The sequence below is a fragment of the Sphingomonas melonis DAPP-PG 224 genome, assembly GCF_000379045.1.
Classification (GTDB): Bacteria; Pseudomonadota; Alphaproteobacteria; order Sphingomonadales; family Sphingomonadaceae; genus Sphingomonas; species Sphingomonas aquatilis.
In genome coordinates, this window is the sequence record NZ_KB900605.1 from 409,363 (window position 1) to 426,319 (window position 16,957).

Genomic DNA, 16,957 nt, shown 5'->3' on the forward strand with positions numbered 1-16,957 from the left:
TTGAACGGGTCGCGTGCCGCGATCGCTGGATCGGATCAGAAGCGCCGGCCGAACGAGACGTTGACCACGGGGTTGATCGGGCCATTGCCCACGCCGCCGCGCTCGCCCGCGGTCGGGCGGGTCAGCCGACCGCCGATCTCATAGGCGCGGCCCTTCATCGCGCCGACCTCCAAACCGATTGTGGTGTCGGCCAGCATCGTGCCGGTATAGCCGAAGGTCAGCGCCGGGGTGCGGCGCAGGCCGATGCGGCCGCCACCGGCGCCCAGCGTCGGACGCTGCGACAGCATCAGCGGGCGGTTGCCGACCTGCTCGCCGGCCCGCACGTCGTACAGACGGCCCCCAGCGGACAGGTGGAAGCCGCTGTCCGCGAAGGGATAATATTCGACCATCGAACTCGCGAGACGCTGATGCACGCGCTCGTTGGGGCCCGCGCTGGTCGTCATCGTCGCGACCCGCAGGCGCAGCCGTGCGGTGAGCGGCGTCGAACGGTCGAGCGTACTGCCGAGCGCAATCGGCGCGAGCAGCGGCGTGCGCTGCGCCGCCATCGGCGTAGGCGCGGTCAGGATCGCAAGCGGCGCGACCTGCGCCTGTGCCCCCGTGGCCGTCGCCGCGGCCAGCCCTGCCATCATCCACCCCGACCGACGCATAAGCCCCCGTTGCAGCGTGCGTATCTGTCTGCCGTCGTTCCCGCGACGTATCCGCTGCACGACATAGACGACGCGGTATCAATCAAGGCACAATTGCGGCAGCGACGCGCTGCGACGAGCCGGTGGATTCCATCGCCAAAGTGCGAAAACCGCGGAACGGCTGGTCAATCGCGCGCCATATGGCTAAGGCCGCGGCCTCCATTCCCTTTGCAGAAAACAGAGCACGACCCATGGGTTTCCGCTGCGGCATCGTTGGCCTGCCCAACGTCGGCAAGTCCACGCTTTTCAACGCACTGACCGAGACGGCAGCGGCGCAGGCGGCCAATTATCCGTTCTGCACGATCGAACCCAATGTCGGTAACGTCGCAGTGCCCGATCCGCGGCTGTACAAGCTTGCCGAGATCGCGGGCTCGGCGAAGATCATCGAGACACAGCTCGCCTTCGTCGACATCGCCGGCCTGGTGCGTGGCGCGTCGAAGGGCGAAGGGCTGGGCAACCAATTCCTGGGCAACATCCGCGAGGTGGACGCGATCGTCCATGTGTTGCGCTGCTTCACCGATGGCGACGTGACGCACGTCGAGGGCAAGGTCGATCCGATCGCCGATGCCGAGACGGTCGAGACCGAGCTGATGCTGTCCGACCTCGAAAGCCTGGAAAAGCGCGTTCCCAACCTCATCAAGAAGGGGCAGCAGGGCGACAAGGAGGCCAAAATCGGCGCGGCGGTGCTCGGCCAGGCGCTCGAGCTGCTGCGCGACGGCAAGCCCGCGCGCCTGACGCAGCCCAAGGATGCCGAAGAGGCGCGCGTCTTCGCGCAGGCGCAGCTGATTACGGCGAAGCCCGTCCTCTACGTCTGCAACGTCGACGAAGCCGATGCGGCGAACGGCAATGCGCTGTCGGCCAAGGTGTTCGAAAAGGCGAAGGCGGAAGGCGCCGAGGCGGTCGTCGTCTCCGCAGCGATCGAAGCGGAAATCGCGACGATGGCGCCCGAGGATCGCGGCGAATTCCTGAGCGAGCTGGGGCTGGAGGAAACCGGCCTCGCCCGCGTCATCACCGCCGGGTATAAGCTGCTGAAGCTGCTGACCTTCTTCACCGTCGGCCCCAAGGAAGCGCGCGCCTGGACGGTCCATGCCGGCGCCAAGGCGCCTAACGCGGCGGGCGAGATTCACACCGACTTCGAACGGGGCTTCATCCGCGCCGAAACCATCGCGTACGACGATTACGTCGCCTGCAAGGGCGAAGCGGGCGCGCGCGAGGCGGGCAAGCTGCGCCAGGAAGGCAAGGAATATGTCGTCCACGACGGCGACGTGATGCTGTTCCGGTTCAACGTGTAAGCGGGCGGGGCCGAGGCGGCGGCCTGCCGGGCGCTTTGCGCCCCTCTTCACCGTTCTCGCCTTCGGGCACGATCTGGGACGGGCGGACGCAAGCGCTGCCTGCTCTGCCCTTGTCGCCCCTCCCCGCTCGCGGCTAAAGGCAAGCATTCCTGCCATGATCGGGGTGATCGCCGCGTGAACCTTCGTCCGACCGCTTTTCTCGCCACGCTCGCGCTTGGCGCCTGCGCGCTGCCCGCCACGCCGCCGGCGCTGTCGCCGGTGACGCAGCCCGCGCCGTCGCAAACGGCGGCTTTGCCTGCCGAGCCCGACGCGCCCCCCGCCCCGCTGCCGCGCACGGTGACGCCGCCGGTGACGATCCTCGTGTCGATCGACGGCTTCCGGCCCGATTATCTCGATCGTGGCGTCACGCCCAACCTCAACGCGCTCGCGGCGGGCGGGGTCTCGGCGTCGATGCGGCCGTCCTTCCCTTCGGTGACCTTCCCCAACCACTGGACGCTGGCGACGGGCAAGGTGCCCGACCACCACGGCATCGTCGGCAACACGATGGAGGACTCGGCACGCCCCGGCGAGACCTTCACCATGGCCAACGACGATCCCTTCTGGTGGAACGAGGGCGAACCGATCTGGGTCACCGCGGAAAAGGCGGGCGTCCGCACCGCGACGATGTTCTGGCCGGGCGCCAATGTCGGCTGGGGCGGCACGTTGCTGCCGGACAGCCACGGCCAGGTCGCGAACGCCACCCGGCCTGAGGACTGGCAGCAGTTCAATCAGGCGGTGACGGGCGAACAGCGGGTCGATTCGGTGATCGACTGGCTGCGCCGCCCGGCGGCGACCCGGCCGCGCTTCGTGACGCTCTATTTCGACATCGTCGACACCGCTGGCCATGCGTATGGACCGCAATCGCCCGAGGTGACGCAGGCCGCCGCCAAGGTCGACAGCCAGATCGGGCGGCTGGTGGCGGGTCTGCGCGACCTTAACCTGCCGGCCAACCTGGTCATCGTCGCCGACCACGGCATGTCGGCGACCAGCAGCACGCGCACGATCGCGATCGACCGGATCGCGGATCCGCGCACGTATCGGACGCTCAACAGCGGACCTTATATGGGTCTGTATCCGATGCCGGGGCGGCAGCAGGCGCTGGAGGCGGCGCTGCTCAAACCCCACGCGCATATGCAATGCTGGCGCAAGGGGGAGATTCCGGCGCGGCTGCGTTACGGCACCAATTCGCGTGTGCCGCCCTATATCTGCCTGGCCGAGCCGGGCTGGATGATCACCAAGACGGCGGTGAAGACCGCGTTCAGCGGCGGTGCGCATGGCTACGACAATCAGGCGCCCGACATGGCGGCGCTGTTCATCGCCAACGGCCCGGCCTTCGTCGGCGGCAAGCGCCTGGCCAGCTTCGACAATACCGACATCAACCCCTTGCTGCGCGATCTGCTGAACCTGCCTGCGGGCCAGGGGCTGGACGGGAACGACGCACCGTTTAGGCAGGTGCTCAAACGATAGGAGAGCGACGGGTGCAGTATTTCGAGGACATCGAGGTCGGCAGCACGGCACGGTTCGGCGATTACGCCGTGACGCGGGACGAGGTGATCGCCTTTGCCGAGAAATACGACCCCCAGCCCTTTCACCTGTCCGACGCAGCAGCGGCGCAGACGCATTTCGGGCGGCTGTCGGCGAGCGGCTGGCATACGTGTGCGATGACGATGGCGATGCTGGTCGAACATCTGAAGGCCAACGACCAGGCGGGACTGGGATCGCCCGGCATCGACGAATTGCGCTGGCTGACGCCGGTCTATCCGGGCGATCAGCTACGCTGCGAAAGCGAGGTGCTAGAAAAACGTCGATCGGCGAGCCGGCCGGAGATGGGCATCTTCAAGAGTCGGATGACGGTGTTCAACCAGCATGACGTGCCGGTGATGACCTTTGTGTCGAACGGGCTGATCGCTACCCGCGAGCGATAGGGGCGCCGGCAGCGCGGCGCCCCCGTCGATCAGCGGCGGCCGCGGTCGCCGCGCGGGCCGCCGCCGCGATTGCCGCCCCAGCTCCGATTGCCGTTCCAGTTGCGGTTGCCGTTCCAGTTGCGCTGGCCCTGCCAATTGGGTTGCGGATTGGGCGCGGGGGCCGCGCCAGCCGGCGGCTGCGGTGCGGGCGCGGGTTGGCCCGAGAAATTCTGGCGGTTGCCGCGCCAATTGCCGCGATTGCCCCAGTCCGGGCGGCCGGGATTGCCCACCCCCGGGCCGCCTGGGCCACCCGGCCGATCGCCGCGCCAGCCAGGACGACGGTCAAAGCCGTTCCAATCGTTGCGGAAGTTGCGATCACCGCGCCACTGATTGCGGCGCTGCTCCCAATAGCGGCGCTGGCCGTCGTTCCACCGATAGGGCCGGCGGTACTGGTCGTAGACGTAGATGCCGGTGCCCGGATAATAATAATCGCCGTACCAGCCGAAGTAGCTGGGATAGCCGCCATAGCCGTAGCCGCCGTAATAGGGATCGGCGAAACCGTCGTCGTAATAGCCATAGCCGCCGGTTCCGTAGCCGACGGACACGCCGCTATAGCCATAGCCGTCGGTGCAGGCGCTGGTCGCGACACCGGTGCCGAACAACAGGCCCACCAATGCCAAACGCTTGAAGATCATGGATGCTCTCCCATCATCGAAGGGCGCCGGCGAGTCGGATTGGCGAATCGGGGACGCAACCTATTGTCGTTCAACGAGGGCGGATCGTCGCGGGTTCCGGCTGAATGGGTGATGAGCGGGCGATGGGGCAAGACCCGCGTGGTGCCATCGTGCGGTGCTTACGCGTCCTCCGCTCGTGCTGAGCCCGTCGAAGCACAGCGGTTCCGCACCTAAACCGACCGCTTGAGGCGTCCCGCCCTTCGACAGGCTGAGGGCGAACGGTATTGGTGACGGTTGGGGAGGATTGGAGCGGCCGCGACGGTCGGGCTGGCGCCGTTCCGGCGCCTCAATGCCCCTCGAACGCGAAGAGGGCATCGGCCTGCACGCCATCGGCGCGCAACGCGTCCGCGCCGCCGAGGTCGGGCAGGTCGATCACGAACTGCGCCTGCTCGACGATGGCGCCCGCCTTGCGCAGCAGCCGCACCGCAGCGCGCGCGGTGCCACCGGTGGCGATCAGATCGTCGACCAGCAGCACGCGCTGGCCGGGCACCAGCGCATCTTCGTGCATCGCGATCCGGTCCTGCCCGTATTCGAGCGCATAATCCTCGGCGATCGTCGCGCCGGGGAGTTTGCCGTCCTTGCGGATCAGCAGCACGCCCGCCTTCAGGGGCACGGCGAGCGCGGCCGCGAACAGGAAGCCGCGGGCTTCGATCCCGGCGATCAGATCGACGGGACCGGTGGTGGCGGCGACCATGCGGTCGATCGTCGCGGCGAGGCCGGCGGGATCGAGCAGCAGCGTGGTGATGTCGCGGAACTGGATGCCGGGCTTGGGGAAGTCCGGGATCGTGCGGATCAGCGCTTTCAGGTCGTCGTTCATGGGGGCGTGTGTCGCTTGGGACGCATGCGGGGTCAATGGTGGAGGACTCCCGTCGTCATCGTGGCGGACGCCGGGATCCATGGTTGCGGGCGGCCCGCGCGCCGCGCCAATGCTGCCTCATCGCGTCCATGGATCCCGGCGTGCGCCGGGATGACGAAGGGAGATATGCCCCCCGTGCTTCCCCACCACCGTCATTCCCGCGAAGGCGGGAATCCATACCCTCTGACGTCCCGGCAGGAAGCGCGACGGTAGCGCGTCTGGATTCCCGCCTTCGCGGGAATGACGGGGAGAGTGGGGCGCGGTCTTTCCTCTGCCCCCCTGCACACGAAAAGGGCGGGCGGTGCCGTGTCGCACCGCCCGCCCCTTCGCTCCGAACCGCCGGTCAGGCGATCGGGATCAGTGCTTAATGTCGCGCCAGACGTTCTGATAGGCGCCCCAGGCGAGGAAGCAGAACACCAGCAGGAACAGCGCCGCCGCGAGGCCCGCACCATGGCGGGTGTCGAGGTTGGGTTCGGCGGTCCAGGTCAGGAAGGCGGCGATGTCGCGCGCCATCTGGTCCTTGGTCGCCTTGGTGCCGTCCGAATAGGTGACCTGACCGTCCTGCGTCAGGGGCGGCGGCATCGCGATGTTCAGGTTCGCGAACCACGGATTGAAGTGCAGGCCCTGCGGCGTCTTCGCATCCGGGAACATCTTGAGGAGCTCTTCGCCCTTCTCGTTCTTATACCCGGCCTGGTTGCGATAGCCCATCAGCAGCGCGTGGACGTAGTTCGAACCGTCATGGCGCGCCTTGGTCATCAGCGACAGGTCGGGCGGCAACGCATTGTTGTTCGCGGCGCGTGCGGCGACTTCGTTGGCGAAGGGCGACGGGAAACGATCGCTGGCGACGTTCTTGCGCGTCGAGGCTTCGCCCGTTTCCGGGTTCACGGTCGGCTGTTCGATCACCCACTGGTTGGCGATCGCCTTCACCTCGGCCTCGGTGTAGCCGATCTTCTGCAGGTCGCGGAAGGCGACGTACTTCAGGCTGTGGCAGGCCGAGCAGACTTCCTTGTAGACCTGGAAGCCGCGCTGCAGCTGCTGGTTGTCATATTTGCCGAAGAAGCCGTTCGACGACAGCCCGATATTCTCGGGGTGCATGTGGAAGAGCTGTTCGACGGTTTCCTTCGCCGGATCCTCGATCGCGGTCTTGGCGGTGCCGAAGAGCGCGAGTCCGAGGACGAAGATGAAGGCGGCGCCGACCAGGGAGGCGATGATGCGAGGCATGGTTCTGATTGTCCCCCAGTCGGTTCAGGCTTGCGCCGCGCTGTGCGCGAGGCTGGTGCCACCGTGCTTTGCCAGCACCGCTTCGGTGATCGAATTGGGCAGCGGGCGCGGACGCTCCGACCGGGCGACCCAGGGCAGGATGATGAGGAAGTGCGCGAAATAATAGGCCGAGGCGATCTGCCCCAGGATCACGTTGCGCGCATTCGCTTCCGCCCCGCCGACATAACCGAGCACTAGCACGTCGAGCAGCAGCACCCCCAAGAAGATGCGATACTTCGGACGGTAGTTTGCCGAGCGCACCGGCGACGTATCCAGCCACGGCAGGAAGAACAGCAGGAGGATCGAGCCGAACATCGCCAGCACGCCCCACAGCTTCGCGTCGAGGATGAAGTTCGCGGTGAAGCTCTTCAGGATCGCGTAGAAGGGCAGGAAGTACCATTCGGGCACGATGTGCGCCGGCGTCGAGAGCGGGTTCGCCTCGATATAATTGTCCGGGTGGCCGAGCAGGTTCGGGCTGAAGAAGATCAGCAGCGCGAAGATCAGCATGAACACGCCGACGCCGACGCCGTCCTTCGCCGTGTAATAGGGATGGAACGGCACCGTGTCCTGTTCGCCCTTCACCTCGACGCCCGTCGGGTTGTTCGACCCCGGGATGTGCAGCGCCCAGATATGCAGGATGATGACGCCCGCGATCACGAACGGCAGCAGATAGTGGAGCGAGAAGAAGCGGTTGAGCGTCGCGTTATCCGGCGCATAGCCTCCCAGCAGCCAGACGCGGATCGTCTCGCCCACCAGGGGAATTGCCGAGAAGAAGCCGGTGATGACCTGCGCGCCCCAGAAGCTCATCTGCCCCCAGGGGAGCACATAGCCCATGAACGCGGTCGCCATCATCAGCAGGAAGATGACGACGCCGAGCAGCCACACCATCTCGCGCGGTGCCTTGTACGAGCCGTAATAGAGGCCGCGGCCGATGTGGATGTAGACGACGGCGAGGAACATCGACGCGCCGTTGGCGTGCGCATAGCGCAGGAACCAGCCGGCGTTGACGTCGCGCATGATGCTTTCGACCGAACCGAAGGCGACGCCGGCGTTGGCGGCATAATGCATCGCCAGCACGACGCCGGTGATGATCTGAATCGCGAGCGCAGCGCCGGCGAGGACGCCGAAGTTCCAGAAATAGTTGAGGTTGCGCGGCACCGGATAGCCGGCCCCTACGGCATTGTAGACGAGGCGCGGCAACGGCAGCTTCTCGTCCAGCCAGCGCATCAGCGGCTGCTTGGGTTCGTAATGCTTGGCCCAGGGAAAGCTCATGTGGTCTACCTTTCCCTTAACCGACCGTCACGACGGTGTCGGAGTTGAACGCATAATCGGGCACGTGCAGATTCTTCGGCGCCGGTCCCTGGCGGATGCGCGCCGCGGTATCGTAGGCCGAGCCGTGGCACGGGCAGAAATAGCCACCGAACGGCCCCTTGTTCTCGCCCTCGCCCGCGCCGAGCGGCACGCAGCCGAGATGCGTGCAAACCCCCAGAGTGATCAGCCAGTTTTCCTTGCCCGGCTTGGTGCGTTCGGCGAGCGTCTGGGGATCGCGCAGCGTCTTGATGTCGACCGCATTCGCCTCGGCGATTTCCTTCGGCGTCAGGTTGCGCACGAAGAGCGGCTGCTTGCGGAACTGCGCCTTGATCGCCTGGCCCGGCTGGATCTTCGACAGATCAACCTCGGTGGTCGACAGCGCCAGCACGTCCGCCGACGGGTTCATCTGGTTGATGAGCGGCAGCACGATCGCGAGCGCGCCGACGCCGGCAAAGGACACGGCGGCGATATTGATGAAATCGCGACGGCGGGGATCGTGGACTTCCTCGTGGAACGGCGCCGGCGATTCACCGGGAGGTACGTTGTCGTCAATCGCCATTCGTCTCTGCCCTTGCGTCTATGTTCTTGCGGAAGTGCCGGAGTGCAGCCCCACCGAACCCTGCCGTCCCCACGGCGGGCTTATGGCCTGATAGACGGCGGCCGCGCGCTTTGCCAACAGCATTTTGCGCTTCGCCGGCCCGCCGCTAAGGACGCGAGCCATGACCAGCCCCCTGCGCATCGCCCTCTACCAGCCCGATATCGCCGGCAATGTCGGCGCGGTGATGCGCACCGCGGCGTGCCTGGGCGTGGCGCTCGACCTGATCGAGCCGATGGGATTCCAGTGGGACGACAAGCGCGTCGCGCGCGCGGCAATGGACTATATCGACCATGTGTCGGTGACGCGACATGCGGACTGGGAGACGTTTCAGGGACAGGCGACGGGCCGGCTGGTGCTGCTGACGACGCGCGGGGCGACGCCGCTGCATGACTTTGCGTTCCGGGCGGACGATGTGCTGCTGTTCGGCCGAGAAAGCGCGGGAGTGCCGGAGGAGGTGCATGCACGGGCGGACGCACGGGTGGTGATTCCGATGGCGCCGGGGCTCAGGTCGATGAACCTGTCGGTGTCGGCGGCGATCGTCGCGGCGGAAGCGCTGCGGCAGACGGGCGGGTGGCCGGGGTGAAGATGAGCATGACTTACCGGCTGCTTGTCACACACCCCCGCCAGAATAGATCATGTACCATGCGAAGATGACGAATGCCGCAATCATCCACGCCGTTAAAGCGGGCACGGTCATTGAGCAGCGTTTAGGCAACAAAAACAATAGGGCCGACGGTATGACCGCGCCCAACAGCAGGAAGCTTATCGATCCGAGCCGATACCAGGCCATCTGGGCAAAGCTCGAATAGGGCCCGGAGGCAAAGGATAGGGCGACAAGCCCCATAATAATCAAATTCCAGATCGCCGCTGTGATCCCGCAGCCCCTCGGCACGATCGGACCCTCCTGCCCGTCTAGCTCCCTGTCTTGGCCCATGCAGTGACTATAACGAATGCGCTGATCATCGCTATGGGCGGACACAGCTAGGACAATCCGCCCCATCGACACCCCCTCCCCTGCGCCGCTAAGCCGTTGCCCATGCTGACGCTCGACGACCAACAGACCGCCGCCCGCCACTGGTTCGAATTGCTGCGCGACCGCATCTGCGCGGCGTTCGAGGCAATCGAGCGCGAGGCGGGGTCGGATGCGGCGTTCGACTATACGCCGTGGGACCGCGTCGATCCGTCGGGCGAGCCGGGCGGCGGCGGCGTGCGCGGCGTGATGAAGGGCAAGGTGTTCGAGAAGGTCGGCGTCAACGTCTCGACCGTCGGCGGCACGTTCGAAGGCGAGTTCGGCAAGACGATCCATGGCGCCGGCGAGGATCCGCGCTTCTTCGCGACCGGCATCAGCCTGGTCGCGCACATGGCCAACCCGCACGTCCCCGCGGTGCATATGAATACGCGCTTCCTGCGCACGACCAAGCAATGGTTCGGCGGCGGCGCTGATCTCAACCCACCGCTGCCGGTCGAGGGCGACACGGCGGAGTTTCATGCCGTGTTGCAAGCCGCGTGCGATGCGCACGGGCCGGATTACTACCCTCGGTTTAAGGCGTGGGCCGACGACTATTTCTACATCCCGCACCGGAAAGTGCATCGCGGCGTCGGCGGTATCTTCTACGATCATCTGGAGGGCGATTTCGACGCCGACTTCGCCTTCACGCGCGCCGTGGGCGAGGCCTTCCTCGACGTCTATCCGCGCATCGTGCGGCGGCGGATGCAGGAAGCTTTCGACGCGAACGACGAGGCGCAGATGCTGGAATGGCGCGGGCGCTATGCCGAGTTCAACCTGGTCTATGACCGCGGCACGTTGTTCGGCCTGAAGACCGGCGGCAATATCGACGCGATCCTGATGAGCCTGCCGCCGCGCGCGAACTGGGCTTGAGTCGATGGCGCTGATCCCGGTCGACGACGGCGAGCTGGCGACGATCGTCACCACGCTGGAGATGACGCGCCGGCCACCGCTGCGCCCCCTGCCCGCCTCACCGTTGCGGCTGGTGCGCTGGGCGACGCCCGAGCCGGAGAAATACCGCACGCTGTTCCGCCGCGTCGGGGGGCCGTGGCTATGGTATTCGCGGCTGGCGATGGATGATGCCGCGCTGACCGCGATCGTCCACGATGTGGGTGTGGAGGTCTATGCCGTCACCGATCGCGCAGGGATCGAGGTGGGGTTGCTCGAACTCGACCTGCGCCATGCGGGGGCGTGCGAGCTGTCCTATTTCGGGCTGGTGCCGGAACTCGCGGGACGCGGCCATGGCGGCTGGCTGATGGCGGAGGCGATGGCGCGCTGCTGGCGGCCGGGGGTGACGCGGGTGTGGGTGCATACGTGTACGCTCGATCACCCGGCGGCGCTGGGCTTCTACCGGAAGCAGGGGTTCGTGGCGGTCAAGCGGACGATCGAGACCTTTCCCGACCCGAGGCGACTGGGGCTGCTGCCGGTGGAGATGGGCGCGCACATTCCGTATCTGGCGTGACCGACCGCACGTCACCTCAACACAGGCCGAAATCTCCCGCAGGCCTTGCTACGCACCCGACAGCACGATGACATGACGCCGATCCCGCTGACCGTTCGCCCTGAGCCTGTCGAAGGGCGGGGCGCCACACGTAAGGTCAGCCCTTGCGGACGCCTGTGCTTCGACAAGCTCAGCACGAACGGTTTGATCTCACATCATCCGGCCCTGACCGGAAGATTCCAGCCTGCGCTGGGATGACGGATGTTTGTTGAGGACGGACCAGCGTCTAGCGCGGGCGCGTCCATAGCCCGGTGCGGGGCGTATCGGGGATCGCGTGCCGGCCGCGCGCCTCGATTGCCGACTGGACGATGAAGGCGATCTTTTCGCCCTTCGAGGTGGTCACGCGCGCATCCCACGCCGCCGAGCCAAGCGCGGCGACCTTGCGGCCGATCGTGCCGTAGATGCGCGCCGCCGCCAGCACCGCCCAGGCCGAGCGGAACGACAGCGCGCGCGTGCCGACGCGGGCGCTCGCTTCGAACGCCGCGGCGCGGTCCGTCAGCCGCCGGGCGAGGTCCGCAAGCGCCGGGCGGTGTTCGGGCGCGAGGATGGCGTCGGGGGCGATCCCCTTCTCCGCCAGCCAGTCGGACGGCAGGTAACATCGGCCGCCGCGCGCATCCTCGTCGATGTCGCGCGCGATATTGGCGAGCTGGAAGGCGAGGCCGAGGTCGCAGGCACGGTCCAGCACCGCGTCGTCACCCGGATCGACGCCCATGATGACCGCCATCATGCACCCGACGACGCCGGCGACATGGTAGCAATAGGTGAGCAAATCGTCCTCGGTCCGCGGCCGCCAGCCGTCGCCGTCGAGGCGGAAGCCCTGGATAAGGTCGTGCGCGAAATGGCGCGGCAGGCGCGTTTCGGCGGCGACGATGCGCAAGGCGTCGAACGCCGGCACCCCCACCACCACGCCATCGAGCGCCGCGTCGGTGAGCGCCGCCATCTCGGCGATGCGGCGGGGTGCATCCTCGACCGGGCGCAGGTCGTGGCCGTGATCCTGCCCGTCGGCGATATCGTCGCACGCGCGGCACCAGGCGTAGAGCAGCCACGCCCGTTCGCGCGTCGCCGGATCGAACAGCAGGCTCGCCGCCGCGAAGCTCTTCGATCCCTTCGCGATCGATTCGTGCGCGGTCGCGACGATGGCGTCGCGGCTGGGCTTCGCCTCAGAGGTCAGACGTCTTCATCCGCACGATCGGCTGCGTCGGGACATGCGCCGCCATCTTGTCGAGCAGGCCGTCCAGCGTCGTGTCGACGATCAGCAGGTCGCGGTGCTGCGGGCGCAGGAAGCCGACTTCCGCCGACTTGTCCCAAAAGGCGATCAGGTGATCGTAATAGCCCGCGACGTTGAGCAGGCCGACCGGATCGGCATGATAGCCCAGCTGCGCCCAGCTCAGCGCCTCCCACAATTCGTCCATCGTACCGGTGCCGCCGGGGATGGTGACGAAGCCGTCGGCAAGGTCGGTAAAGGCGGCTTTGCGCGCGTGCATGCCGCTGACGACGTGCAGCTCGGTGAGGCCGCGGTGCGCGACCTCGGCATCGACCAGCGCCTGCGGGATCACACCGATCACCTCGCCGCCCGCGCTGAGCGCGCTATCGGCGATCGCGCCCATCAGCCCCAGCCGGCCGCCGCCATAGACGACGCCGATGCCGCGCTCGGCCAGCGTGCGGCCGATGGCGCGGGCGGATTCGATATAGACGGGATCGGCGGGCGTCGCCGAGCCGCAGTAGATAGCGAGACGTTTCATGGCGCTGCCGCTACGCCGATGCGGGCCCAGCGGCAAGCTCAGCGCGTTTCCATCCAGCGCTGGCGGAGCGTGGCGAGCGTGTCGGGCGACGCATCGGGGCGCGGGCTGGCGGGCTTGCCCGCGCGCAGCCGGGCGCGGTCGCGTTCGGGCGGGTCGACCAGCCGGACGCGCACGGCCGCGGAGCCCGACGCGCGGATGCCGAGCAGCTCCGCCGCGCCGCGCGACAGGTCGATGATCCGCCCGCGCACGAAGGGACCGCGATCGTTGACGCGCAGCAGGATGGTGCGGCCGGTGTCGAGCGCGGTCACCTCGACGTAGCTCGGCAGCGGCAGCGTCGTATGCGCGCCGCTGATCGCCTTGGCGCGGAACCGCTCGCCGCGCGCGGTGACGTTGCCCGATTCGCCGCCGTACCAGCCGGCATAGCCCAGCGCGTCATATCCGGGCGCGGGGGCGGGGACGTAGGTGACGCCGCGTACGGTGTAGGGGCGGCCGATCTTCACGGGCACGTCGGTGACCGCCCGGCCACCGCACGCGGCAAGGGAAAGGGCGAGGAAGAGAACGGCGAAGCGCCGCATCACCTCCCCTCCCTGGAAGGGAGGGGCCGGGTGTGGGTCGGCCCGCCGCATTGCGCAACGGCGGCCAAGATGACCTCCGTCACGCCGTCAGGATTGGCGACGACATCGCTGTTCCAGAATCGAATCACCCGCCACCCCAATCCTTCGAGCCACTGCGTCCGCGCCTCATCGCTAAGGCTGTCGACATGCTGGCTACCGTCAAACTCGACGCTCAGCTTTACGCTGCGACACGCGAGATCGATGATGTAACGCCCGACCGGCAATTGCCGCGTGAACCGCGGGCGATGGCCGCGCACGCGCAGCCAGATCAGTCGCTCCGCCTCGGTCGCGTCGGTGCGGAGCGCCCGCGCGTTGGCGGTCATGTAAGGCGCGATCCGGGGCATCGTGCGAGGCTGGCCGATCGTGATGCGGAGGGCAACCCACCCCCGGCCCCTCCCTTGTCAGGGAGGGGAGGAAGAGGTCACCGCCCCGACAGCATCAGCGCCGCGGTCGCCTTGGCGCTGCCGACCACGCCGGGGATGCCTGCGCCCGGGTGCGTGCCGGCGCCGACGAAATACAGGTTCGGGATATGGTCGTCGCGATTGTGGACGCGGAAATAGGCGCTCTGCGTCAGGATCGGTTCGAGGCTGAAGGCGCTGCCCAGATGCGCGTTAAGATCGGCGGCGAAGTCGCTCGGCGCGTAGCTGAACTTCGTGACGATCCGATCGTGGATATCGGGGATCAGGCGGCGGCCGACCTCGTCGAGGATGCGCTTTTCGAGGATCGGGCCGATCTCGTTCCAGTCGACCGGGAACTTGCCCATGTGGGGCACGGGGGCAAGCGCGTAGAAGGTCGAATGCCCCTCCGGCGCGAGGCTCGGGTCCGTGACGGTCGGGTGGTGGAGGTAGAGCGAGAAATCCTGGGCGAGTACGCCGTGATCGTAAATGTCCTCGAGCAGCCCCTTATAGCGCGGGCCGAACAGGATCATGTGGTGCGGGATGCCGGGCCACGCGCCCTTGATGCCGAAGTGAACGACGAACAGCGACGGCGAATAGCGCTTCTTTTCGAGCGCCGCTTTCGTCCGCTGGCCGCTGCGCGACGTCTTCAGCAGGTCGCGATAGGTGTGCATGATGTCGCTGTTGGCGGCGACGGCATCGGCCTGCATCGTCCAGCCGCTTTGCGTGGTGACGCCGGTCACCCGGTCGCCCAACGTCTCGATCGCAGTGACGGGATCGCCAAGGCGCAGCGTGCCGCCGATCCGCTCGAAATGCGCGACCATGCCGGCGACGAGGCGGTTGGTGCCGCCGCGCGCGAACCAGACGCCGCCGTCGCGCTCGAGCTTGTGGATCAGCGCGTAGATGGCGCTGGTGGTCATCGGATTGCCGCCGACCAGCAGAGTGTGGAACGACAGCGCCTCGCGCAGTTTCTCGTTCTTCACGAACTTCGACACGATCGAATAGACCGACCGCCACGCCTGGTATTTCGCCAGCGCGGGCGCCGCCTTCACCATCGACGCGAAATCGAGGAAGGCGACATGGCCGAGCTTTTCATAGCCTTCGCGGTACACGCCCTCGGCATATTCGAGGAAGCGGTGGTAGCCGGCGATGTCGGCGGGATCGAGCTTGCCGATCTCGCGCTGCAATGCCGCTTCGTCGTTGGTGTAATCGAAGTTCGTGCCGTCGGGCCAGTTGAGGCGGTAGAAGGGCGTCACCGGCTCTAGCGTGACGTCGCGCGCCATGTCGGCCCCGGTCAGCGCCCACAATTCCTGCAGGCAGGCCGGATCGGTGATGACGGTCGGGCCGGCGTCGAAGGTGAAGCCGTCCTTTTCCCAATAATAGGCCCGGCCGCCTGGCCGGTCGCGCGCTTCGACGATCGTCGTCGCGACGCCCGCCGATTGCAGCCGGATCGCCAGCGCCAGCCCGCCGAATCCCGATCCGATGACGATCGCCGACTTCATGTCTTCTATCCCTGTCCTACCGCCATGCCGTCGTCCGCAGCGCATGCAGCGCGCGACCGACCGGCACCGGCGGTTTCCCTGTTACGATGCGAGCCTTGTCCCCGATGCTCGACCGTCCCGCATAGAAACGGGTGATGAGCGCCGGGTCCAGACGGTAGAAGCGTTCGATGATGCGCCAGCGTTCCGCCGGATCGCCCGCGCGGAACATCATCGTGTTGAGCATGCGGTAGAATGCGCCGCGTCGCCAGTGCTCGCGCGCGTGATCATAGGCGAAGGTGGCGAGGCTTGCGCCGGACCAGTCGCCGCTGTCCGCCAGCGCGATGGCGAAGCGCACCGCGTCGGGCAGCGAATAGCCGGTCGCCGGCTGGAACAGGCCTGCGCGCATCCCCGCCTTGGCGATCCCCTTGCCGGTCGAGCGCCAATAGGCGTCGAAATTGCCACCCAAGGTGATCGGCAGCGACCCCGCCTCGCGCCGCACGACCTGTGCGCCCGCCCAGCCCCGCGCCTGCGCATAGTCGGCGATGCGCGCGCGGATCGCGGGGACGTCGAGACCGGGCGTGTCACTGTAATAGGTGTCCTCGACGAACATCCGGTCGGGCGCGAAGGGCAGGCAATACACGAACCGATAGCCGTCGATCTGCGCGACGGTGGCGTCCATCACCCGCGGCCGCTCGATGCCGTGCGCCGTCGGCAACGCGAGTTCGTGGCCGACGAACTTCTGCCAGCCGAGCTCCAGCGTATCGAGGTCGCCGGGGCCGCGACAGTCGATAACACCACCCGCCTCGATCCGGTCGCCGTCGCCCAGCACCACGGCGGTCGCCGACAGCGCCAGCACGCGCCGGCCGGTCATGATCGCCTGCGGCGGCAGCTTGGCGCGCAGCACGGCGTCGAACCGTTCGCTGGTGATCGAATAATAGGTCGCGTCGACATCGCGCGTCAGGTTGGGGAAGACGACGTCATAGCCGCGCCAGCCATGCACCACCATGTCCTGCACCAGCCCGCGATGGGCCTGGGCGACATCGCTGCCGAAGAACGACCAGACGTGCTCGCCGCCCAGCGTCGTGCCGCCCTCGACGATGCGCACGTCGCATGAGGGCGCGCGCGCCTTCACCGCCAGCGCGATCAGGCCGCCGGCCAGCCCACCCCCGACGATCGCCAGGTCGCAACGGATCGTCGTGCCCATGGAGGAGCGCGTAGCCGAAAGACGGGGGGGAGAGAACCCGGGTTCGAGGCGTAACCGTCGGTTCGTTGAGGGGCGCGATGGGACGGCGCGCGGGGAGGCTTGCTACCCTCCGGTTCGTCGTTCGCGCGAAGGCGGGAATCCGTACCCTCTAACGTTCCGGCCGGAGGCGTGACGGCAGCGCGTCTGGATTCCCGCCTTCGCGGGAATGACGGTGGGAGGTGGAAGGCGACCATGGCCCCATTCACGCCGTCACCCCGGACTTGGTCCGGGGTCCACTCTGCGGCGAGGGGGATGGTCAGAGGCTCTTGCCGTCCCCCCGTGGCCCGGTGGACCC

19 protein-coding genes are annotated in these 16,957 nt (G+C 67.3%); 6 read left to right on the forward strand and 13 right to left on the reverse strand.

The window, feature by feature from the left end; genetic code table 11:
* Nucleotides 1–35: 35 nt before the first annotated feature.
* Nucleotides 36–629: a hypothetical protein gene (locus SPHME3_RS0102030; RefSeq protein WP_017977521.1), complete on the reverse strand. Its 594-nt coding sequence runs from the start codon at nucleotides 627–629 to the stop codon at nucleotides 36–38.
* 248 nt (nucleotides 630–877) lie between these two features.
* Between SPHME3_RS0102030 and ychF the strand changes: the two genes are divergently transcribed.
* From ychF to SPHME3_RS0102045, 3 genes are all read left to right on the forward strand, one after another.
* The gene (gene ychF, locus SPHME3_RS0102035; RefSeq protein WP_017977520.1) at nucleotides 878–1,978 is read left to right on the forward strand and encodes a redox-regulated ATPase YchF; all 1,101 of its coding nucleotides are present in this window, start codon (nucleotides 878–880) and stop codon (nucleotides 1,976–1,978) included.
* A gap of 174 nt (nucleotides 1,979–2,152) precedes the next feature.
* Entirely contained in the window at nucleotides 2,153–3,484 is a 1,332-nt protein-coding gene (locus SPHME3_RS0102040) for an alkaline phosphatase family protein (protein WP_017977519.1), read from the forward strand.
* Between the two features lie 11 nt (nucleotides 3,485–3,495).
* Nucleotides 3,496–3,942 carry a MaoC family dehydratase gene (locus SPHME3_RS0102045; protein ID WP_017977518.1) on the forward strand — a complete coding sequence of 149 codons (447 nt, stop codon included), beginning with the start codon at nucleotides 3,496–3,498 and terminating at the stop codon, nucleotides 3,940–3,942.
* A gap of 29 nt (nucleotides 3,943–3,971) precedes the next feature.
* On the opposite strand, the gene SPHME3_RS0102050 is transcribed toward SPHME3_RS0102045, so the two are convergent.
* From SPHME3_RS0102050 to petA, 5 genes are all read right to left on the reverse strand, one after another.
* The gene (locus tag SPHME3_RS0102050) at nucleotides 3,972–4,616 is read right to left on the reverse strand and encodes a hypothetical protein (protein WP_017977517.1); all 645 of its coding nucleotides are present in this window, start codon (nucleotides 4,614–4,616) and stop codon (nucleotides 3,972–3,974) included.
* Between the two features lie 325 nt (nucleotides 4,617–4,941).
* The gene (locus SPHME3_RS0102055) at nucleotides 4,942–5,472 is read right to left on the reverse strand and encodes an adenine phosphoribosyltransferase (protein WP_017977516.1); all 531 of its coding nucleotides are present in this window, start codon (nucleotides 5,470–5,472) and stop codon (nucleotides 4,942–4,944) included.
* A gap of 396 nt (nucleotides 5,473–5,868) precedes the next feature.
* A complete protein-coding gene (locus tag SPHME3_RS0102060) occupies nucleotides 5,869–6,732 on the reverse strand; it encodes a cytochrome c1 (protein ID WP_017977515.1) in 864 nt (287 codons plus the stop codon).
* A gap of 24 nt (nucleotides 6,733–6,756) precedes the next feature.
* Complete coding sequence (locus SPHME3_RS0102065; RefSeq protein ID WP_017977514.1) at nucleotides 6,757–8,043, reverse strand: cytochrome b; 1,287 nt, start codon at nucleotides 8,041–8,043, stop codon at nucleotides 6,757–6,759.
* A gap of 16 nt (nucleotides 8,044–8,059) precedes the next feature.
* Complete coding sequence (gene petA, locus SPHME3_RS0102070) at nucleotides 8,060–8,641, reverse strand: ubiquinol-cytochrome c reductase iron-sulfur subunit (RefSeq protein ID WP_017977513.1); 582 nt, start codon at nucleotides 8,639–8,641, stop codon at nucleotides 8,060–8,062.
* 160 nt (nucleotides 8,642–8,801) lie between these two features.
* On the opposite strand from petA, the gene SPHME3_RS0102075 reads away from it, so the two are divergent.
* Nucleotides 8,802–9,263: a tRNA (cytidine(34)-2'-O)-methyltransferase gene (locus SPHME3_RS0102075; RefSeq protein WP_017977512.1), complete on the forward strand. Its 462-nt coding sequence runs from the start codon at nucleotides 8,802–8,804 to the stop codon at nucleotides 9,261–9,263.
* A 27-nt stretch (nucleotides 9,264–9,290) separates the two neighbouring features.
* Here the strand turns inward: SPHME3_RS0102075 and SPHME3_RS21245 are convergent, their stop codons facing one another.
* Entirely contained in the window at nucleotides 9,291–9,680 is a 390-nt protein-coding gene (locus SPHME3_RS21245; protein WP_020486354.1) for a hypothetical protein, read from the reverse strand.
* Nucleotides 9,681–9,716: 36 nt separating this feature from the next.
* Here SPHME3_RS21245 and hemF point away from each other — a divergent pair, with 36 nt between their 5' ends.
* The gene (gene hemF / locus SPHME3_RS0102085; RefSeq protein WP_017977510.1) at nucleotides 9,717–10,559 is read left to right on the forward strand and encodes an oxygen-dependent coproporphyrinogen oxidase; all 843 of its coding nucleotides are present in this window, start codon (nucleotides 9,717–9,719) and stop codon (nucleotides 10,557–10,559) included.
* Between the two features lie 4 nt (nucleotides 10,560–10,563).
* Entirely contained in the window at nucleotides 10,564–11,148 is a 585-nt protein-coding gene (locus tag SPHME3_RS0102090; RefSeq protein ID WP_017977509.1) for a GNAT family N-acetyltransferase, read from the forward strand.
* A gap of 265 nt (nucleotides 11,149–11,413) precedes the next feature.
* Here SPHME3_RS0102090 and SPHME3_RS0102095 read toward each other — a convergent pair whose 3' ends face one another.
* The 6 genes from SPHME3_RS0102095 to crtY all read right to left on the reverse strand — a co-directional run bounded on the left by SPHME3_RS0102095 (nucleotide 11,414) and on the right by crtY (nucleotide 16,623).
* Nucleotides 11,414–12,358, reverse strand: coding sequence for a phytoene/squalene synthase family protein (locus SPHME3_RS0102095; RefSeq protein ID WP_024310434.1), 945 nt, complete (start codon nucleotides 12,356–12,358; stop codon nucleotides 11,414–11,416).
* Nucleotides 12,348–12,929 carry an LOG family protein gene (locus SPHME3_RS0102100; RefSeq protein WP_017977507.1) on the reverse strand — a complete coding sequence of 194 codons (582 nt, stop codon included), beginning with the start codon at nucleotides 12,927–12,929 and terminating at the stop codon, nucleotides 12,348–12,350. The genes SPHME3_RS0102095 and SPHME3_RS0102100 overlap by 11 nt, the downstream gene beginning before the upstream one ends.
* Nucleotides 12,930–12,967: 38 nt before the next feature.
* Entirely contained in the window at nucleotides 12,968–13,504 is a 537-nt protein-coding gene (locus SPHME3_RS0102105) for a septal ring lytic transglycosylase RlpA family protein (RefSeq protein WP_017977506.1), read from the reverse strand.
* A complete protein-coding gene (locus SPHME3_RS0102110) occupies nucleotides 13,504–13,887 on the reverse strand; it encodes an endonuclease domain-containing protein (RefSeq protein ID WP_017977505.1) in 384 nt (127 codons plus the stop codon). Before SPHME3_RS0102110 ends, SPHME3_RS0102105 begins: the two co-directional genes overlap by 1 nt.
* 77 nt (nucleotides 13,888–13,964) lie before the next feature.
* On the reverse strand, nucleotides 13,965–15,440 hold the full coding sequence (locus SPHME3_RS0102115; protein WP_017977504.1) for a phytoene desaturase: 1,476 nt from the start codon (nucleotides 15,438–15,440) through the stop codon (nucleotides 13,965–13,967).
* Between the two features lie 16 nt (nucleotides 15,441–15,456).
* Entirely contained in the window at nucleotides 15,457–16,623 is a 1,167-nt protein-coding gene (gene crtY / locus SPHME3_RS0102120) for a lycopene beta-cyclase CrtY (RefSeq protein ID WP_017977503.1), read from the reverse strand.
* Nucleotides 16,624–16,957 lie beyond the last annotated feature (334 nt).